This is a genomic window from Streptomyces sp. NPDC037401, from assembly GCF_055602345.1.
Genome location: NZ_JBVJWO010000010.1, coordinates 67,185 through 83,546 on the forward strand (window position 1 = coordinate 67,185; position 16,362 = coordinate 83,546).

Consider the following 16,362-nt stretch of genomic DNA (forward strand, 5'->3'; position numbering starts at 1 on the left):
CCGGCACTGGATCCGGCCCGCTGCCGGACCCGCTCAGTTCAGCATCGCCCGCGCCGCCGAGGCCTGGCGCCGCATCGACGAGGCCGCGTCCGGGTCGACCACCGCCATGATCTCGGCGTACGCCTCCAGCTCGTCGGCGCCCTGGAGGAAGTCCCCGCGCTGGACGAGCAGTTGAGCCCGCTCGTAGCGCAGCCGCGCCGGGTGGGAGGGCATCAGCAGGGCCAGCTCCAGCGCCCACAGCTGCACCGCCGAGTGCTCCGGGCGGGGCGCCGCCCAGGCCCGGATGTTGTTCAGGATCCGCTGCACGATGTCCGGCACCCGGGCCGGCTGGAGCAGCGAGGGATCCAGCGGGGCGCCCGTCGCGCCCACCACCAGCAGCTCCGCGTCCGTACCGGTCAGCGGCCGGCCGCCCGCGAACGGATCCGCGAGCACCCGCTCCTCCGGGTCGCCGAAACCCACCACGAAGTGGCCGGGCAGCGCCACCCCGTACACGGGGGCCCCGGCCCGCCGCGCCACCTCGATCCACACCACGGACAGCAGGATCGGCAGACCCCGCCGCCGTCTGAGCACCTCGTGCAGCAGCGAGGACTCCAGCCGTTCGTAATCGGCCGGACGGCCGTGGAACCCGCAGCGCTCGCCCAGCAGGCCGGCGACGGCCGAGGCCCAGGCGCGCGCACTCCCCGGGGCGTAGGGGAGCATTCCCGCGAGGCGGTCCAGCTCGATCTGAGCCTCGTCGATGCGCCGCTCGTCCAGCCCCGGATCGCCCTCCGCCGCCAGCAGCAGACACAGCAGTGCCAGGTCCGGCCGCTCCGACCGGGCCTCCTCCGCGAACCTGTCCCGGAAACCCACGACGCTCACACCGCGCGGTAGTGGTGGTACGCGTGGTGCGTGGCGAAGCCCAGCCCGTCGTACAGCCCCCGCGCCGCGGCGTTGTCGGCCTCCACCTGCAGCCAGGCCGCCGAGGCGCCCTCGTCCAGCGCCTGCCGGGCCAGGGCCGCCATGACGGCCGTCCCCAGGCCCTGGCGGCGGTACTCCGGAGCCACCTCGACGGCCGCGAAACCGGCCCACCGGCCGTCCACGACCAGGCGTCCGATCGCCGCCGTCCCCTCGCCCGCCGCGACCCGGGCGAACCACACGGAGGGTCCCGACGACAGCACCTGCACCACCGCCGGCCGCGGGGTCCCGGTCCGCTGGTAGCGGGCCAGCCAGGCCGCGTCGCAGGTGCGGGAGAGCTCGACCTGCCATCCACCCTGTGAGACGGAGTCCGGCACGTCCGCGATCGGCGCCAGTGCCGCGATCCGGACCTGCGCCGAGACCTCGCGGACCCAGCCGCGCGCCTCCAGCTCCGCGCACAGCAGCTCCTGCGCGCCCTCGGCCCCGGTCCCGGCCTGTACGTACGCCGGAAGGTCTCGTTCCGCATACCAGGCCTTCACTCGCGCGAGTGTTTCGTCGAGCGGCAGGCCCGAGTCGCCCAGCGGCAGCGCCGAATTGGCCCGCCGGGTGAATCCGTCCGCCGCGCGCAGCGTCCACGCACCGAGCGGCTCGCTCTCCAGCGGCGGCCATGCCCGCGCACAGATCCGCGTCAGCTCCTCGAAACCGGCCGCGGGACCCCGCCGCCGGGCCGGCGCGGCGGGCACGACCTTGCCCGCGACCAGCTCGGATTCCGGGATGCGGACGGATTCGCCGCTCTTCCGTGTGATCAGCAGCACACCCTTGTCCCAGGATGTGAGAACGCCTACGGCGTCGGTGAAGACGCCGGACCCGTCCCGAGCCGGGTTCAAGCGTCGTACAGACACGCGTTTACCCACGTCATCCCGGGTGATTCGGACTTCCAGACGGCCACCGGCGGTGATTTCCACAGCTCTCTACGCCCCTCCTGTTCGGATCGTGCCCGGGAACGGAGATACTAGGTGCGGGCATCGACGACGCCGCGCTCCCGCGCGATATGGAAAGCCCTACCGAGGAGGAACGAGAGCGTGACCTACGTCATCGCGCAGCCTTGTGTCGACGTCAAGGACAAGGCGTGCATCGAGGAATGCCCCGTCGACTGTATCTACGAGGGCCAGCGGTCCTTGTACATCCACCCGGACGAGTGCGTCGACTGTGGTGCCTGTGAGCCGGTCTGCCCGGTCGAGGCCATTTTCTACGAGGACGACACTCCGGAAGAGTGGAAGGACTACTACAAGGCGAACGTCGAGTTCTTCGACGAGCTCGGTTCGCCCGGTGGAGCCTCCAAGCTCGGCCTGATCGAGCGGGACCACCCCTTCATCGCAGCGCTCCCGGCGGACATCAACCCGGAGCACTGATTTCCCGCCCCGGTCCTGTACGGCTGTCCTGTCGTACAGGACCGCGGTGTTTTACCGGCACTTTCGAGTCCGACACCCCGAGAAAGTGAGCAGCGCTCCGTGGCAGCCGTATCGTCCCGCCTCCCCGTCTTCCCCTGGGACAAGCTGGAGCCCTACAAGGCCACCGCTGCCGCCCACCCGGAGGGCATCGTCGACCTGTCCGTCGGCACTCCCGTCGACCCGGTGCCCGAGCTGATCCAGCAGGCGCTCGTCGCCGCCGCGGACTCCCCGGGCTACCCCACGGTGTGGGGCACGGCCGCCCTGCGCGACGCGATCGCCGGCTGGGCCGGACGCCGGCTCGGCGCGGAGTCCGTACGGCACGCGAACGTCCTGCCCGTCGTCGGCTCCAAGGAGCTCGTGGCCTGGCTGCCGACCCAGCTCGGCCTGGGCCCCGGCGACAAGGTCGCCTACCCGCGGCTCGCCTACCCCACGTACGAGGTCGGCGCCCGCCTGTGCGGCGCGGAGCCGGTGGTCTACGACGACCCGACCGAGCTGGACCCGGCGGGCCTGAAGCTGCTGTGGCTGAACTCGCCCTCGAACCCGACCGGCCGCGTGCTGCCCGCGCCGGAACTGGCCCGCATCGTCGCCTGGGCGCGCGAGCACGGCATCCTCGTCTTCAGCGACGAGTGCTACCTGGAACTCGGCTGGGAGGCCGACCCGGTCTCGGTGCTGCACCCGGACGTCTGCGGCGGCTCGTACGACGGCCTCGTGGCCGTCTACTCGCTCTCCAAGCGCTCCAACCTGGCCGGATACCGGGCCGCGTTCGTGCTCGGCGACGCCGCCGTCCTCGGCGAGCTGCTCCAGATCCGCAAGCACGGCGGGATGATGACCCCCGCCCCCGTCCAGGCCGCCACGGCCGTCGCGCTCGGCGACGACGCGCACGTCCACGAGCAGCGGGCACGCTACGCCGCCCGCCGGGACGTGCTGCGCGCTGCCCTGGAGGCGCACGGCTTCCGGATCGAGCACAGCGAGGCCAGCCTGTACCTGTGGGCGACGCGGGACGAGCCGTGCTGGCAGACGGTGGAGTACCTGGCCGGGCTGGGGATCCTGGTGGCGCCGGGCGACTTCTACGGCGAAGCCGGCGCGCAGTTCGTCCGTGTGGCCTTCACGGCGACGGACGAGCGCATCGAGGCCGCGGCCAAGCGCCTCGGCTGACCTCCGGCCAGCTGCCGGCGGGCCGGTCCCGCCCGGACGTGCCCGTGGGGCCCGGGAGTTCGCACTCCCGGGCCCCACGGCGTTCCACGGCTCCGCACCCGGGCCGGCTGCCCGGTACGGGATCAGGCCCCGGCTCAGGTCAGCGGCAGGGTCTTCACCGGCAGCTGGTCGGCCGGGAGCTGGGCCGGCAGCTGGGTGGCGTCCGGCAGACCGCCCGCCGCAGGCAGGCCGCCGGCGACGGCATCGGTCGGCAGCCCGGCCCCGGAGGTGGTCGCCGCAGTGTCCCCGACCAGGGTGCTCGCGCTGTCGGTGAGGTCCCCCGCGGCCTCCGTGGCGGTGGGGGCGCCCTTCTTCACGGCGTTGCCGCCGGCCTTGCCCACGGCCGGGACGCCCGTCTTGACGGCTTCGCCGCCCATCGCGCCGGCCGTGGTGGTGGTCTGCTGGGCAGCGGAGTCGACCGCCTGGCCGAGGTGCGCGCTGTCCACAGCGGACAGCGAACCCAGTTGAGGGGCGGACTGGAGGTCCGCTGCGCTCGCCGAGCCGGCCGCACCGACCACGGGAGCTGCACCCGCCGCGAGCAGCAGCGCGGCGCGGGCGATCCGGCGGGTCAGGGGGAGAGACATGATGCTCCTAAGCGTGTTGCTGGCTGAGTACGCCGTGACAACCGCTCGCAGGGCGGTGCAGGTTGCGGTCCGCAAAGGTAAAGAATCGGTAACGCGTCGCATTATCGGTTTCGCCGACCAGCCCATGAAATGCGCGCCGAGCAGGGCTTCTGCGCCCCTGGAGAGCGGTGGGGCACGCCGGCGCGCACCGGCCCGTCCACCCCGTCCGGGCGATCTCCCGTACACCCGGCCGACCGTGATCGACGGCGGCGCGGCGGCCTTGCTGCGACGGCCTTACGACGGACCGTGCGGGGCCCGGTACGGCTCACTCACTGCCCTGCGGACACCGTGAGGAGCACCCGGTCGCGCGGGCCCGACGACTCCGCCGTACGCCAGGCGCCCTTGTGCTCGCCCGCCCGCCAGATCCGGTCGCCGTAGGCCACCTCGGCCAGGTCCAGCCGGGCGGCGTTCGCGACCGCCCAGTGCGCGAGCTCCCAGCCCTTGCGGCCCGTCGCCGCCGGTACCTCCACCACGCGGTCCTTGACCTGCGCAGCGCCGCCCGCCGGCGCGGACCTGCCGCCTCCGCGGACGCCCGCACCGAAGACCCGGGCCAGCTCCGCCTTCACCCGCGCCGGGTCGCCCGCCGTCTGCGGGGCCGGGCCCGTGCAGGTCAGCGTGGCCGGTGCGCGGCCGGTGAAGGCCGCCGCGAGCAGCACGGCGTCCGGCTCGTGCTTGGCGTACGCCTGTGGGAAACCGCTCAGCTGCACCCTCTGCGCGGCCACCGTCAGCGGCAGCCGCGAGTAGCCGCGGACCTCCGCCAGCCGGTCGTAGAAGATCCCCGCCGAGTACACCGGGTCCATGATCTGCTTCGGGGTGCCCCAGCCCTGCGAGGGCCGCTGCTGGAAGAGACCGAGCGAATCGCGGTCCCCGTGGTCGAGGTTGCGCAGCGCCGACTCCTGCATCGCGGTCGCCAGGCCGATCGTCACGGCCCGCTCCGGCAGCCCCTTCGCCGTCCCGACCGCGGCTATCGTCGCGGCGTTGGCGGCCTGGTCCGGCGACATTCCGTACGACGTGCCCTCCCCGCTGCCGCCGCCCGCCGCCCGGACCGTGCAGCGCGGGGCGCCGCTCCCGCCGTTCGACGCCTGCTGCACCGCGAAGTAGCCCGCGAGCGCGAGCAGCACGGCCACCGCCCCGGTGACACGGAGCGGGCGGCGACTGCGGCGCTGGGGCCGGCCGGCGGCACGATGGCTGGGATCGGACACGCGGCCACCGTACTTGAGACACCCGACGCGTCCATCGGCCGGACGGTCACGCCCTCGTCACAGCGCGGCGCGTTAGGGTCGTGGTCATGCCCGAATCCGCGCTTGACCTCAGCCTGGACGCTGCCGAGCTGACCGCCCGGCTCGTCGACATCCCCTCCGAGAGCGGCAACGAGAAGTACCTCGCCGACGCCGTCGAGCAGGCGCTGCGCGCCCTGCCGCACCTCACCGTCGACCGGTACGGCAACAACGTCGTGGCCCGCACCTCTCTCGGCCACGCCGAGCGCGTGGTGCTCGCCGGCCACCTCGACACCGTTCCCATCGCGGACAACGTGCCCTCGCGGCTCGACGAGGACGGCGTGCTCTGGGGCTGCGGCACCACCGACATGAAGTCCGGCGTGGCCATCCAGCTGCGGATCGCGGCCACCGTCACCGCCCCCAACCGCGACCTGACCTTCGTCTTCTACGACCAGGAGGAGGTCGCGGCGCACCTCAACGGCCTCGGCCACGTCGCCGACGCCCACCCGGACTGGCTCACCGGCGACTTCGCGGTCCTCCTGGAGCCCTCCAACGCCCAGGTCGAGGGCGGCTGCCAGGGCACGCTGCGGGTGCTGCTGAAGACCACCGGCGAGCGCGCCCACTCCGCGCGCAGTTGGATGGGCTCGAACGCCATCCACGCGGCCGGACCGATCCTGGCCCGGCTCGCCGCGTACGAGCCGCGCAAGCCGGTCATCGACGGCCTGGAGTACCACGAGGGCCTCAACGCCGTCCGGATCGAGGGCGGCGTCGCCAACAACGTCATCCCCGACGAGTGCACGGTCACGGTGAACTTCCGCTACGCGCCCGACCGCACGGAGGAGGAGGCGCTGGCGCACGTCCAGGAGGTCTTCGCCGGCTGCGGAGTCGAGGAGTACGTCGTCGACGACCTCTCGGGCGGCGCACTGCCCGGGCTCTCGCACCCCGCGGCGGTCGCCTTCATGGAGGCGGTCGGCGGCAGGGCGATGCCCAAGTTCGGCTGGACGGACGTCTCCCGGTTCAGCTCGCTCGGCGTGCCGGCCGTCAACTACGGCCCCGGCGACGCCCTTCTCGCGCACAAGCGGGACGAGCGCGTCGACACGAAGGCGATCCTGCACTGCGAGGAACGACTCCGTGCCTGGCTGACCTCCTGAATTACCCTCCTTGTCACCCTTGTGTGCCTACCCTGATCCGAACGATCAGCAGGAGGGAGCACATCATGGGCAACCCCGAGAGCGTGCGGCGCAAGCCCGAGGAGCAGCAGCTCGGACCGGTGCTGCGCAGGCGGAGCCAGGTCCAGGCGGGCAGCACGACCGACCAGCGGCTGCTGGACTCGGCCGGTCCCTCGGAGTGGGTGCACACCGATCCCTGGCGGGTCCTGCGCATCCAGTCCGAGTTCATCGAGGGCTTCGGCACCCTGGCGGAGCTGCCGCCCGCGATCAGCGTGTTCGGCTCCGCGCGCACGTCGGCGGACTCCCCGGAGTACGAGGCGGGCGTGCGGATCGGCGGCGCGCTGGTCGACGCGGGCTTCGCGGTGATCACGGGCGGCGGGCCGGGGGCGATGGAGGCGGCGAACAAGGGCGCCCGGGAGGCGAGCGGCATCTCGGTCGGCCTCGGCATCGAGCTGCCCTTCGAGCAGGGCCTGAACCAGCACGTGGACCTCGGGCTGAACTTCCGCTACTTCTTCGTCCGCAAGACGATGTTCGTGAAGTACAGCCAGGGCTTCGTCGTCCTCCCCGGCGGCCTGGGCACGCTCGACGAGCTCTTCGAGGCCCTGACCCTGGTCCAGACCCAGAAGATCACCCGCTTCCCGATCGTGCTGTTCGGCACGGAGTACTGGAGCGGGCTGATCGACTGGCTCAGGAACACCGTGGTGGCGCAGGGCAAGGCGTCCGAGCGCGACCTGTTCCTCTTCCACGTCACCGACGACGTGGACGAGGCGATCGCCCTGGTGACGAAGGAAGTCGGGAAGTAGACGGCGGCTGCCGGGGGCGTCTCTAGGCGAGCCCCCGGCGGGCGACCGCCGGGGGCCGGTGGCCCTGGATGGACGCCACCATGTCCAGGACCTGCTTCGTCTCCGCGACTTCGTGGACGCGGTAGACCCGGGCACCGAGCCAGGCCGAGACGGCAGTGGTGGCCAGGGTGCCGAGCAGGCGTTCCTTGACGGGCTTGTCGAGGGTCTCGCCCACGAAGTCCTTGTTGGACAGGGACACCAGCACCGGCCAGCCCGTCTCCGCCATCTCGGGCAGGCGGCGGGTGGCCTCCAGCGAGTGCCGGGTGTTCTTCCCGAAGTCGTGGCCCGGGTCGATCAGGATCGCGTCCCGCCGGACGCCGAGGCCCGCGGCCCGCTCGGCCAGGCCGACCGTGACCCGCAGGATGTCCGCCATCACGTCGTCGTACGCCGTCCGGTGCGGCCGGGTACGCGGCTCCACACCGCCTGCGTGGGTGCACACGAGCCCGGCGCCGTAGCGCGCCGCGACCTCGGCGAGCCGGGGGTCCACCCCGCCCCACGCGTCGTTCAGCAGGTCGGCCCCGGCCTCGCACACGGCCTCGCCGACCTCGTGGCGCCAGGTGTCCACGCTGATCACGACGTCGGGGTGGCGGCGGCGGACCTCGGCCACGAAGCCGACCGTACGACGGGCCTCCTCGGCCGCGTCGACCTCCTCGCCCGGCCCCGCCTTGACCCCGCCGATGTCGATGATCGCGGCGCCCTCGGCGACCGCCTGCTCGACCCGGTCCAGGGCGGGTTCGTCGCGGAAGGTCGCGCCCTGGTCGTAGAAGGAGTCCGGGGTCCGGTTGACGATGGCCATGATCACCGGCTCGTGGGTCCCGAACTCGCGCCTGCCCAGCCGCAGCATCCCGTGTTTCCTCTCTGATCGTCCGTCTGCGACCTTAACGGGCCGGGACGGTCCCCCTCGTCGCCGGGCGGCATGGCACGATCGTGCCGGACAGTCTTCAGGTGCCCCCGGGAGTTGGTTGATCGTGTTCTGGTTCTTGCTGATCGCGCTGGTCGTGGTCGTCGCCGCGGTCACGCTTGCCGTGGTGGGCGGAGGCGAGGAGGCCGTGCTCCCGGAGGCGGAGCCGGAGGTGCTCGCGGACACGCTGCCGCAGGTACGGCCCGTATCGCGCGCCGACATGGACGCATTGCGGCTGCCCGTGGCGCCCCGCGGCTACCGGATGGCGGAGGTCGACGACGTGCTCCAGCGGCTCGGCGCCGAGCTCGCCGAGCGGGACGCGCGGATCGCGGAGCTCCAGGCCGCCCTGGCGGGCGCGCGGGCGGCCGAGGTGTCCGGCCCGGACCTCTTCAAGCGCCCCGCCCCCCACGACCCCGGTCAGGGCCTCCCGGGCGACCCCGGGCAGGGCTTCCCGCGCGACGAGCCGCGCGCGTGAGCGGGGGAGCGGCCGCCGGGCCGGACGGACTGCTGCGCTGCCCGTGGGCCCTGGCGACGGAGGAGTACACCGCCTACCACGACGAGGAGTGGGGGCGGCCGGTCCACGGCGACGACGCGCTGTACGAGCGGCTGTGCCTGGAGGCCTTCCAGTCGGGGCTGTCCTGGCTGACGATCCTGCGGCGGCGCGAGGGCTTCCGGAAGGCCTTCGCCGGCTTCGGGATCGCGGCGGTCGCGGAGTTCGGCGCGGCGGACGAGGAGCGGCTGCTCGCCGACACCGGCATCATCCGCAACCGCGCGAAGATCGCGGCGACGCTCGCCAACGCCAAGGTGCTGGCCGGGTGGGAGCCCGGCGAGCTGGACGCCCTGATCTGGTCCTTCGCGCCGGCCGGGGCCCGGCCCGCGCCGCGGTCCCTGGGCGACGTACCGGCCGTGACTCCGGAGTCCACGGCGCTGGCGAAGGCCCTGAAGAAGGCCGGCATCCGCTTCGTGGGGCCGACGACGGCGTACGCGCTCATGCAGGCGTGCGGACTGGTCGACGACCACCTCGCGGCCTGCGCCTCCCGGCGGCGGTGAAGCACCGCCTCCACCGCCGCCGGCAGACCTCGGGAGGCGGGTCAGCGGCCCAGGAACTCCGGCTGCTGCTTGGCGAGGAAGGCCGAGACGGCGATCGCGTGGTCCTCGGAGGACCCGGCGCGGGTCTGCAGCTCGTCCTCCTTCTCCAGTGCGGCGGCGAGCGGGTGCGAGGCGCCGAAGGCCAGCGACTCCTTGATCGCGGCGTAGGCCAGCGTCGGTCCGGAAGCCAGCTTGCGCGCCACCTTCGCGGCCTCTTCGGCCAGGTCGTCCGCGGGCACGAGCCGGTTCGCGATGCCGAGCTCGTACGCGTCCCGGGCGGATACGTTCCGGGGGAAGTACAGCAGGTCGGCGGCGCGGGAGGCGCCGATCAGGCGGGGCAGCGTCCAGGAGACGCCCGAGTCGGCGGTCAGCGCGACCCCGGCGAACGACGTGTTGAAGGAGGCGCCCTCGGAGACCACCCGGTAGTCCGCCGCCAGCGCGAGGCCGAAGCCCGCGCCCGCCGCGACGCCGTTGACCCCGGCCACGACCGGCTTGGGCATCTCCGTGATCGCCCGCACGATCGGGTTGTAGTGCTCACGGACCGTGTTCATGGTGAGGGACGTGCCGTGCTCGCGGTCCGAGGCGAGGTTCCCGACGTGCTCCTTGAGGTCCTGTCCCACGCAGAAGGCGCGGCCGGCGGCGGTGAGCAGCACCGCGCGCACGGCCTGGTCGGAGCCGGCCGCGAGCAGGGCGTCGCGCAGGGCGACCTTCGCCTCGGTGTTCATCGCGTTCATCGCATCGGGGCGGTTGATCGTGATCGTCGCGAGCCCGTCGGTCACTTCGTAGAGCACGGTGTCGGCCATGGCAGGGGTCCCCTCCGTCGCGGACCCGGCCAGCTATCGGTACTGGCCGGTACAGAGGCCAGCATGGCGGACCGGGCCGTGGGGGGACATGTGACATGCGTCAAAGAATCCGTCCGGCCACCCTCGCGTGCGGCGGCGAAGTATCGCAGGCGGATCCCCGAAATGAGTGGTTTTGGCCAAGCGCGTTGCGCAAGCGTTCCCTGCTGATGTTGGTCATCGGGTCCTGACATGCGGGATAATGGCCTGGAAGCAATGTGTTCGATGCCGGGTACTAGGCGCCTGAATGGGGCCGTCGGCTGACGATGAGCTGGTTTCAGGAAGGGGAACGAGCATGGCGGCCATGAAGCCGCGGACGGGCGACGGCCCGCTCGAGGTCACCAAGGAGGGGCGGGGCATCGTCATGCGCGTACCGCTCGAAGGCGGCGGTCGGCTTGTCGTCGAGCTGACTCCGGACGAGGCCGGTGCTCTCGCAGACGCCCTCAAGAACGTCGTCGGCTGACGCACCGCACCCAGGGTTTTCCCGATGCCCCGGCCGCCCCAGTGGCGGCCGGGGCATCGGCGTGTCCGGGGCCGTGACCCCTGCCCGTGCCGTCCCGGCGCCCGCCGCACCGTGGACGGGTCAGCGGCGCACGGGTCAGCGGCGCACTGCACACAGCAGGCCGTCGCCCACCGGCAGCAGCGCCGCCTGCAGGGCCGGGGTCTCGCGCACCGTCCGCAACAGCTCCCGAACCCGCAGCACCTCCACGGGCTGCGCGGCCGAGTCGACCGTGCGGCCGTCCGCGAAGACCCCCTCGAAGCACACGAGCCCCCCTGGTCGCAGCAGGCGCAACGATTCAGCGAGGTAGTCGAGGGACTCGGTCGGGTCCCCGTCGCAGAAGACGAGGTCGTAGCCGCCGTCCGCGAGCCGCGGCAGGACGTCGAGCGCCCGGCCGGGGATGAAGCGCGCGCGGTTCCCGGCGAAGCCCGCGGCCCGGAAGGCCTGGCGGGCGAAGGCCTGGCGGTCGGCCTCCGGGTCCACGGTGGTCAGCACCCCGTCCGGCCGCATGCCGTGCAGCAGGTGGATGCCCGAGACGCCCGTGCCGGTACCGATCTCGGCGACCGCTTTCGCGTCGGCGGTGGCGGCGAGCAGGCGCAGCGCGGCGCCGGTGCCGGGGGACACCGAGCGCAGGCCCGCTTCCCTCGCCCGGTCGCGGGCCCACCGCAGAGCGTCGTCCTCGGCGACAAACGCGTCGGCGAACGCCCAGCTCGTCTGCCGGTTGCCGGTAATGACCCTCTCCTGTCCCCTTAGTTGGCGCAACGGTGACTGTATCCGTTGGCTGCGGGAACCCGCAGATGGGACCGGGCGTTGTGAGTGCGTGAGGGGCTGTTCCGGGGACCTTCCGGGCGGCCCGTGCAAAGTTCGCGCAAAAATGCTTATCCAGAGCTGACGGACGGGGTGGCTATGGTAGGGGCTCCACTGGACACCACCAGAGCCGACAGGGGAGGTGCGGCTGCGCCTGTGGATCGTGGAGGAGTCTTCCGACGCCTCTTCAGGTCGGCGGGTGAGCCGAAATCCGTGACTGACACTGCTGACCGTTTCCACACCACCGCCACCGCAACCACCGCGACCTTTGCCGCAGATGCGGGCCCGCAGGCGTGGACCCCTCCCTCGTGGGAGGACATCGTCAGCACGCACAGTGCACGGGTCTACCGCCTGGCCTACCGGCTCACGGGCAACCAGCACGATGCCGAGGACCTCACGCAGGAGGTCTTCGTCCGGGTGTTCCGCTCGCTGTCCACGTACACGCCCGGCACGTTCGAGGGCTGGCTGCACCGGATCACCACCAACCTCTTCCTCGACATGGTCCGCCGCAAGCAGCGGATCCGCTTCGATGCGCTCGCCGACGACGCCGCCGAGCGGCTGCCCAGCCGCGAGCCGTCGCCCCAGCAGGTGCTGCACGACACCCACTTCGACGCGGACGTCCAGCAGGCGCTGGACACCCTGGCGCCGGAGTTCCGTGCCGCGGTCGTGCTGTGCGACATCGAGGGGCTGTCGTACGAGGAAATCGCCGCGACGCTCGGCGTCAAGCTCGGCACCGTGCGCAGCCGTATCCACCGAGGCCGCTCGCACCTGCGCAAGGCGCTCAAGCACCGGTCGCCCGAGGCCCGTGCGGAGCAGCGTGCGCTGGCGGGCGCGGCCGTGGGGGGAGAGGGCGGAGCGGAGTGAGCGGAGTCAGTCCGTCCGCAGCGGAACACCACCTGGGCGACCGGCTCGCCGCCCTGGTCGACGGAGAACTGAGCCATGACGCGCGGGAGCGGGTGCTGGCGCACCTGGCCACCTGCGCGCGCTGCAAGGCCGAAGCCGACGCCCAGCGCCGGCTGAAGACCCTCTTCGTGGAGACGGCGCCGCCGCCTCCCTCGGAAGGGCTGCTGGCACGCCTCCAGGGCCTGCCGGGCGGGGACCCGGGCACGGGTCCGTCCGGCGGACCGTTCGGGAGCGGCGTCTTCGGGGTCGGCGGTCCCGACTCCTTCGGGTACGTCCCCCCGCCGCCCGCCGAGCCCGAGCGGGGCTTCCGGATACACGACGTCGCCAGACCCGTGCACGGCCACGCCCGCGGCCGGAGGTTCGCCTTCGTCGCGGCGGGCGCGGTCTCGCTGGCCGCGATCGCCCTGGGCGGCGCGCTGCCGCTGGAGGGGGCGGTGGATCCCAACGCCCGCGGCGAGGGCGGCACGGCCGTGACCCCGGCGACGCGCACGGGCACGGGCTCCGGGGCCCTCTCCGTCGCCGAGAGCGTCGGGCGCCCGGGACGGCTGAGCGCACCGACGCCCACCGGCCACGTCCCGCGCGGTCTGGCCACGGCCACCGGATCCCACCCGCTGGGCCCGTACCCGGCCCAGCTCCCCCCGGTGAAGGTCCCGGCGACCCCCGCCGCCCGCTGACACCCCGCGGGGGTGCCGCCCCGGCAGTACGCCGGGCGGCACCCCCGCGGTGCGGGCCCGGGAGGCGCGTACTGACGGCCGCGCGGGAGACCTGGTTGAATCCTCGGCGAGAGCGTCGGGCGAGGCGCGCGTGGAGCCGCGGGGGAGTGCACATGAACGACGGTCGTCCGAGCGATACGGCGGCGTCCGTGCCCGGCCCCCGCTCGCCCCGGTGGTGGAGCAGTCCCGTGCCGGTGACCGCACCCGTACCCGCGCCCGCCCCCGCAGCCGGTCAGGGGGAGTCCGGGTCCGCGGCACAGGAGCCCGCCGGACCCCGGTGGTGGAGCCGTCCCGCACCCCGCGCGCTCCCGCAGCCGCCCGCTCCGGCCGGCGCGTCCGTACCCGCCTCCCGCTACGACCCCTGGGCCGCGCCGCTCCAGCTCGTCGACGCCGACACCCGCCACCGCCGCCCCCGGCGCGCCGGGCTCGTCGCCGGAGCCGTGCTCCTCGCCCTCCTGGTCGGCGGGGCCGGCGGCGGCATCGGGGTGTACCTGGAACGGACCGGCTCCACCACCCTCGAACTCTCCGACGGTGGGGACGACAGCACCGGCGACGGTGCGAACCGCGGTGGCGAAGGCCCGCAGGGCGTGGCCGGCATCGCCGCACGGGCCCTCCCCGGCGTCGTCACCCTGCACGTCGAGGGCGGCGGTGGCGGCGGCACCGGGACCGGCTTCGTCCTGGACTCAAAGGGCCACATCCTCACCAACAACCACGTCGTCGACACGGCAGCGAAGGCGGGCCGGATAACGGTCACCTTCAGCGGCGGCGAGACGGCCGCGGCCAGGATCGTCGGCCGCGACGCCGGCTACGACCTCGCCGTGGTCAAGGTCTCCGGCGTCAAGGGCCTGCGCCCGCTGCCCCTCGGCAACTCCGACCGGGTCCGCGTCGGCGACCCCGTCGTCGCCATCGGCGCGCCCTTCGACCTCTCCAACACCGTGACCGCCGGGATCATCAGTGCCAAGGAGCGCCCGATCACCGCGGGCGGCGAGGCCGAGGACGGCAGCGACATCAGCTACGTCGACGCCCTCCAGACCGACGCCCCCATCAACCCCGGCAACTCCGGCGGCCCCCTCCTCGACGCCAGGGGCCGGGTCATCGGCATCAACAGCGCCATCCGCTCCGCCGACGACGGCTCCGGCGAGGAGGAGAAGGGCTCCGGCGCCCGCCGGCCCGGCAGCATCGGCCTCGGCTTCGCCATCCCCGTCAACCAGGGCCGGCGGGTGGCCGAGGAACTGATCAACAACGGCACCGCCACCCACCCCGTCATCGGCGTCACCCTCGACATGGACTACGCCGGCGACGGCGCCCGCGTCGGCACGGACAAGGGCACCGACGGCAAGCCGCCCGTCACCCCCGGCGGCCCCGCCGCCAAGGCGGGCATCCGTCCGGGCGACGTCATCACCCGGGTCGACGGCACCCGCGTCCACGGCCCGGAGGAGCTCATCGTCAAGATCCGCGCCCAGCGGCCCGGGGACCCGCTGACCCTGACGGTGGTCCGCGGCGGCCGGGAGCGAGCCGTGAAGCTCGTCCTCGGCTCGGCGAACGGCTCGTGACGCCCGGGTGAAACCCGTGCGGGGAGTACGGGGAGGTACCGACCTCCGACAGGCGCCGGGTACCGTTGTCGGAGCCCGCAGGCAAGAGACCCGCAGGAAGCAAGGAGCGGCAAGGTGTTCACTGACATAGGCGCACTCGAGCTGCTGACGCTCGTCGTGCTCGCTGTGCTCATCTTCGGCCCGGAGAAGCTTCCCAAGGTCGTCCAGGACGTGAGCCGGTTCATCCGCAAGGTCCGCGAGTTCTCGGACAGCGCCAAGCACGACATCCGCTCCGAACTGGGCCCGGAGTTCAAGGACTTCGAGTTCGAGGACCTGAACCCCAAGACGTTCATCCGCAAGCAGCTCACCGAGAACGAGGACCTCAAGGAGATCCGCAGCAGTCTCGACCTGCGCAAGGAGATGAACGACGTCGCCGATGCCGTCAACGGCACCGGGCCCGAGTCCGCCCTGCCCGCCGGCGGCTCCGCGGCAGGCGGCCCCGACCTCACCAAGAAGCCCGCGCAGCCCGCCCGCGAGGAGCGCGCCCGCTTCGACATCGACGCCACCTGATTCCTCGCCTTCCGGGCGCACCGGTTCGAGATGGCTATCCTCCATCTGTCCGGATCCAGGACGCCCGAGGGGGGCGGGCCACTCCGGACCCCACGGAACGAGAGGCGGCCGGACTGATGGAGACGACGAGCCGGGTAGGAGTTCAGCCGGGACTGCAGCCGGCCGAGACCACCGCGCAGGCCGATGCGGCTGCGGCCGAGGCGGCCGCGCAGGCGGAAGCGGCCGAGCCGGTCGAGGCGGTCGAGGCGGCCGGACAGGCTCAGGCACCCGCCCAGGAGGAACCGGGCACGGCTGCCGCGGAACCGGAAGGGCATCCGCAGGCGCCACGGCAGGCCCATACGGACGCGCCGGCCGTTCCCGCGGCCCGGCGCACCGCCGAGGGCTACCTGCGCGCCGGGTTCCCCTGGTACGGGCTGGACGGGGCCTTCACGGGCCCCCGCTGGCTGATGCAGGTCGGCACGGCCGCGGACGGCACCGTCGAGCACGGCTCGGTGGGTCACGGCGACGAGCCGACGGTACGCAGCGAGGCGACCGGAGCCGAACGCGAACGGTTCGCCGTCGTGATCACCGTCGCCAGCAACCCCAACCGGCGCAGCGGGGACGGCACCGGCGTCCTGGAGGCCACCTCGGTGTCCTCGGCGGCCTGGCTGGCCGGGTCCGGGCTGCTGGCCTTCACCTGGCCCGGCCAGATGGACCACGGCCTGCGCAGCGACTGGCTCGACCAGCAGACCGAGACGGCCTGGGAGCTCGCCGACGACCTCGACGGACCCGACTGGTCCTCGCTGTCCCTGCCCGTCGACGGGGTCCCCACGCCGTTCCACTACCGCGAGTCCGAGTTCGGCTGGGTGCTGGCGGGCTCGACGCACGAGGGCGTCCACCTCGGGGCGTACGGCCGGGGCATGAGCGCGTACGGACTCGCCTTCTCGGTGGTCCGGGACATCACGGCGTACGCCTGACGCGTGAAGGACGCCTGACGCCGGTCGGCGGTCGGCGGCTACGCGAAGGGGGCGGGGGGGGAGGGGGGGGGGGGGGGCCCCCCGTCGGCCCTCCGACACCCCCCGAACCCCCCACACCCCCAAACCCTTTCTCGGGGGGGTGTCCCACCCCACCCCCCCCCCA

General features: G+C 73.2%; 19 protein-coding genes. 12 read left to right on the forward strand and 7 right to left on the reverse strand.

The window, feature by feature from the left end:
* Positions 1 to 33: 33 nt before the first annotated feature.
* Positions 34 to 858, reverse strand: coding sequence for a transglutaminase family protein (locus ACZ7H1_RS12625; RefSeq protein ID WP_470786069.1), 825 nt, complete (start codon positions 856 to 858; stop codon positions 34 to 36).
* Positions 855 to 1,859, reverse strand: a complete 1,005-nt coding sequence (locus ACZ7H1_RS12630) for a GNAT family N-acetyltransferase (protein ID WP_470786071.1) — start codon at positions 1,857 to 1,859, stop codon at positions 855 to 857. The genes ACZ7H1_RS12625 and ACZ7H1_RS12630 overlap by 4 nt, the downstream gene beginning before the upstream one ends.
* A gap of 117 nt (positions 1,860 to 1,976) precedes the next feature.
* On the opposite strand from ACZ7H1_RS12630, the gene fdxA reads away from it, so the two are divergent.
* Both fdxA and dapC read left to right on the forward strand, forming a co-directional pair.
* Positions 1,977 to 2,306 (forward strand): ferredoxin, encoded by a 330-nt coding sequence (fdxA, locus tag ACZ7H1_RS12635; protein WP_226735074.1) that lies wholly within the window; start codon positions 1,977 to 1,979, stop codon positions 2,304 to 2,306.
* Positions 2,307 to 2,405: 99 nt separating this feature from the next.
* Positions 2,406 to 3,500, forward strand: coding sequence for a succinyldiaminopimelate transaminase (gene dapC, locus ACZ7H1_RS12640; protein ID WP_470786073.1), 1,095 nt, complete (start codon positions 2,406 to 2,408; stop codon positions 3,498 to 3,500).
* 134 nt (positions 3,501 to 3,634) lie between these two features.
* Here the strand turns inward: dapC and ACZ7H1_RS12645 are convergent, their stop codons facing one another.
* Together ACZ7H1_RS12645 and ACZ7H1_RS12650 are read right to left on the reverse strand one after the other, a co-directional pair.
* Positions 3,635 to 4,123: an ATP-binding protein gene (locus ACZ7H1_RS12645; protein ID WP_470786075.1), complete on the reverse strand. Its 489-nt coding sequence runs from the start codon at positions 4,121 to 4,123 to the stop codon at positions 3,635 to 3,637.
* A 308-nt stretch (positions 4,124 to 4,431) separates the two neighbouring features.
* On the reverse strand, positions 4,432 to 5,364 hold the full coding sequence (locus ACZ7H1_RS12650) for a VldE C-terminal domain-containing protein (RefSeq protein ID WP_470786077.1): 933 nt from the start codon (positions 5,362 to 5,364) through the stop codon (positions 4,432 to 4,434).
* Positions 5,365 to 5,450: 86 nt separating this feature from the next.
* On the opposite strand from ACZ7H1_RS12650, the gene dapE reads away from it, so the two are divergent.
* Both dapE and ACZ7H1_RS12660 read left to right on the forward strand, forming a co-directional pair.
* Entirely contained in the window at positions 5,451 to 6,530 is a 1,080-nt protein-coding gene (dapE, locus tag ACZ7H1_RS12655) for a succinyl-diaminopimelate desuccinylase (protein WP_470786078.1), read from the forward strand.
* Between the two features lie 65 nt (positions 6,531 to 6,595).
* Positions 6,596 to 7,351, forward strand: a complete 756-nt coding sequence (locus tag ACZ7H1_RS12660; RefSeq protein WP_470786079.1) for an LOG family protein — start codon at positions 6,596 to 6,598, stop codon at positions 7,349 to 7,351.
* Between the two features lie 22 nt (positions 7,352 to 7,373).
* Here ACZ7H1_RS12660 and folP read toward each other — a convergent pair whose 3' ends face one another.
* Positions 7,374 to 8,234 (reverse strand): dihydropteroate synthase, encoded by an 861-nt coding sequence (gene folP / locus ACZ7H1_RS12665; RefSeq protein WP_470786081.1) that lies wholly within the window; start codon positions 8,232 to 8,234, stop codon positions 7,374 to 7,376.
* Between the two features lie 124 nt (positions 8,235 to 8,358).
* On the opposite strand from folP, the gene ACZ7H1_RS12670 reads away from it, so the two are divergent.
* Together ACZ7H1_RS12670 and ACZ7H1_RS12675 are read left to right on the forward strand one after the other, a co-directional pair.
* Positions 8,359 to 8,766, forward strand: coding sequence for a DivIVA domain-containing protein (locus tag ACZ7H1_RS12670; protein WP_470786082.1), 408 nt, complete (start codon positions 8,359 to 8,361; stop codon positions 8,764 to 8,766).
* Positions 8,763 to 9,341: a DNA-3-methyladenine glycosylase I gene (locus tag ACZ7H1_RS12675; RefSeq protein WP_470786084.1), complete on the forward strand. Its 579-nt coding sequence runs from the start codon at positions 8,763 to 8,765 to the stop codon at positions 9,339 to 9,341. The genes ACZ7H1_RS12670 and ACZ7H1_RS12675 overlap by 4 nt, the downstream gene beginning before the upstream one ends.
* 41 nt (positions 9,342 to 9,382) lie before the next feature.
* Here the strand turns inward: ACZ7H1_RS12675 and chcB are convergent, their stop codons facing one another.
* Positions 9,383 to 10,183, reverse strand: coding sequence for a 2-cyclohexenylcarbonyl CoA isomerase (gene chcB, locus ACZ7H1_RS12680; RefSeq protein WP_470786085.1), 801 nt, complete (start codon positions 10,181 to 10,183; stop codon positions 9,383 to 9,385).
* Between the two features lie 331 nt (positions 10,184 to 10,514).
* Here chcB and ACZ7H1_RS12685 point away from each other — a divergent pair, with 331 nt between their 5' ends.
* On the forward strand, positions 10,515 to 10,682 hold the full coding sequence (locus ACZ7H1_RS12685; RefSeq protein WP_226735082.1) for a DUF3117 domain-containing protein: 168 nt from the start codon (positions 10,515 to 10,517) through the stop codon (positions 10,680 to 10,682).
* A gap of 135 nt (positions 10,683 to 10,817) precedes the next feature.
* Here the strand turns inward: ACZ7H1_RS12685 and ACZ7H1_RS12690 are convergent, their stop codons facing one another.
* The gene (locus ACZ7H1_RS12690; protein WP_470786087.1) at positions 10,818 to 11,480 is read right to left on the reverse strand and encodes an O-methyltransferase; all 663 of its coding nucleotides are present in this window, start codon (positions 11,478 to 11,480) and stop codon (positions 10,818 to 10,820) included.
* 144 nt (positions 11,481 to 11,624) lie between these two features.
* Between ACZ7H1_RS12690 and sigE the strand changes: the two genes are divergently transcribed.
* From sigE to ACZ7H1_RS12715, 5 genes are all read left to right on the forward strand, one after another.
* Complete coding sequence (sigE, locus tag ACZ7H1_RS12695) at positions 11,625 to 12,389, forward strand: RNA polymerase sigma factor SigE (protein WP_470786089.1); 765 nt, start codon at positions 11,625 to 11,627, stop codon at positions 12,387 to 12,389.
* Complete coding sequence (locus tag ACZ7H1_RS12700; RefSeq protein ID WP_470786091.1) at positions 12,386 to 13,102, forward strand: anti-sigma factor family protein; 717 nt, start codon at positions 12,386 to 12,388, stop codon at positions 13,100 to 13,102. The genes sigE and ACZ7H1_RS12700 overlap by 4 nt, the downstream gene beginning before the upstream one ends.
* Positions 13,103 to 13,254: 152 nt before the next feature.
* The gene (locus ACZ7H1_RS12705; protein ID WP_470786093.1) at positions 13,255 to 14,694 is read left to right on the forward strand and encodes a S1C family serine protease; all 1,440 of its coding nucleotides are present in this window, start codon (positions 13,255 to 13,257) and stop codon (positions 14,692 to 14,694) included.
* A 114-nt stretch (positions 14,695 to 14,808) separates the two neighbouring features.
* Positions 14,809 to 15,243, forward strand: coding sequence for a sec-independent translocase (locus tag ACZ7H1_RS12710; protein ID WP_470786095.1), 435 nt, complete (start codon positions 14,809 to 14,811; stop codon positions 15,241 to 15,243).
* 116 nt (positions 15,244 to 15,359) lie between these two features.
* Positions 15,360 to 16,199, forward strand: coding sequence for a hypothetical protein (locus tag ACZ7H1_RS12715; RefSeq protein WP_470786097.1), 840 nt, complete (start codon positions 15,360 to 15,362; stop codon positions 16,197 to 16,199).
* Positions 16,200 to 16,362: the final 163 nt, after the last annotated feature.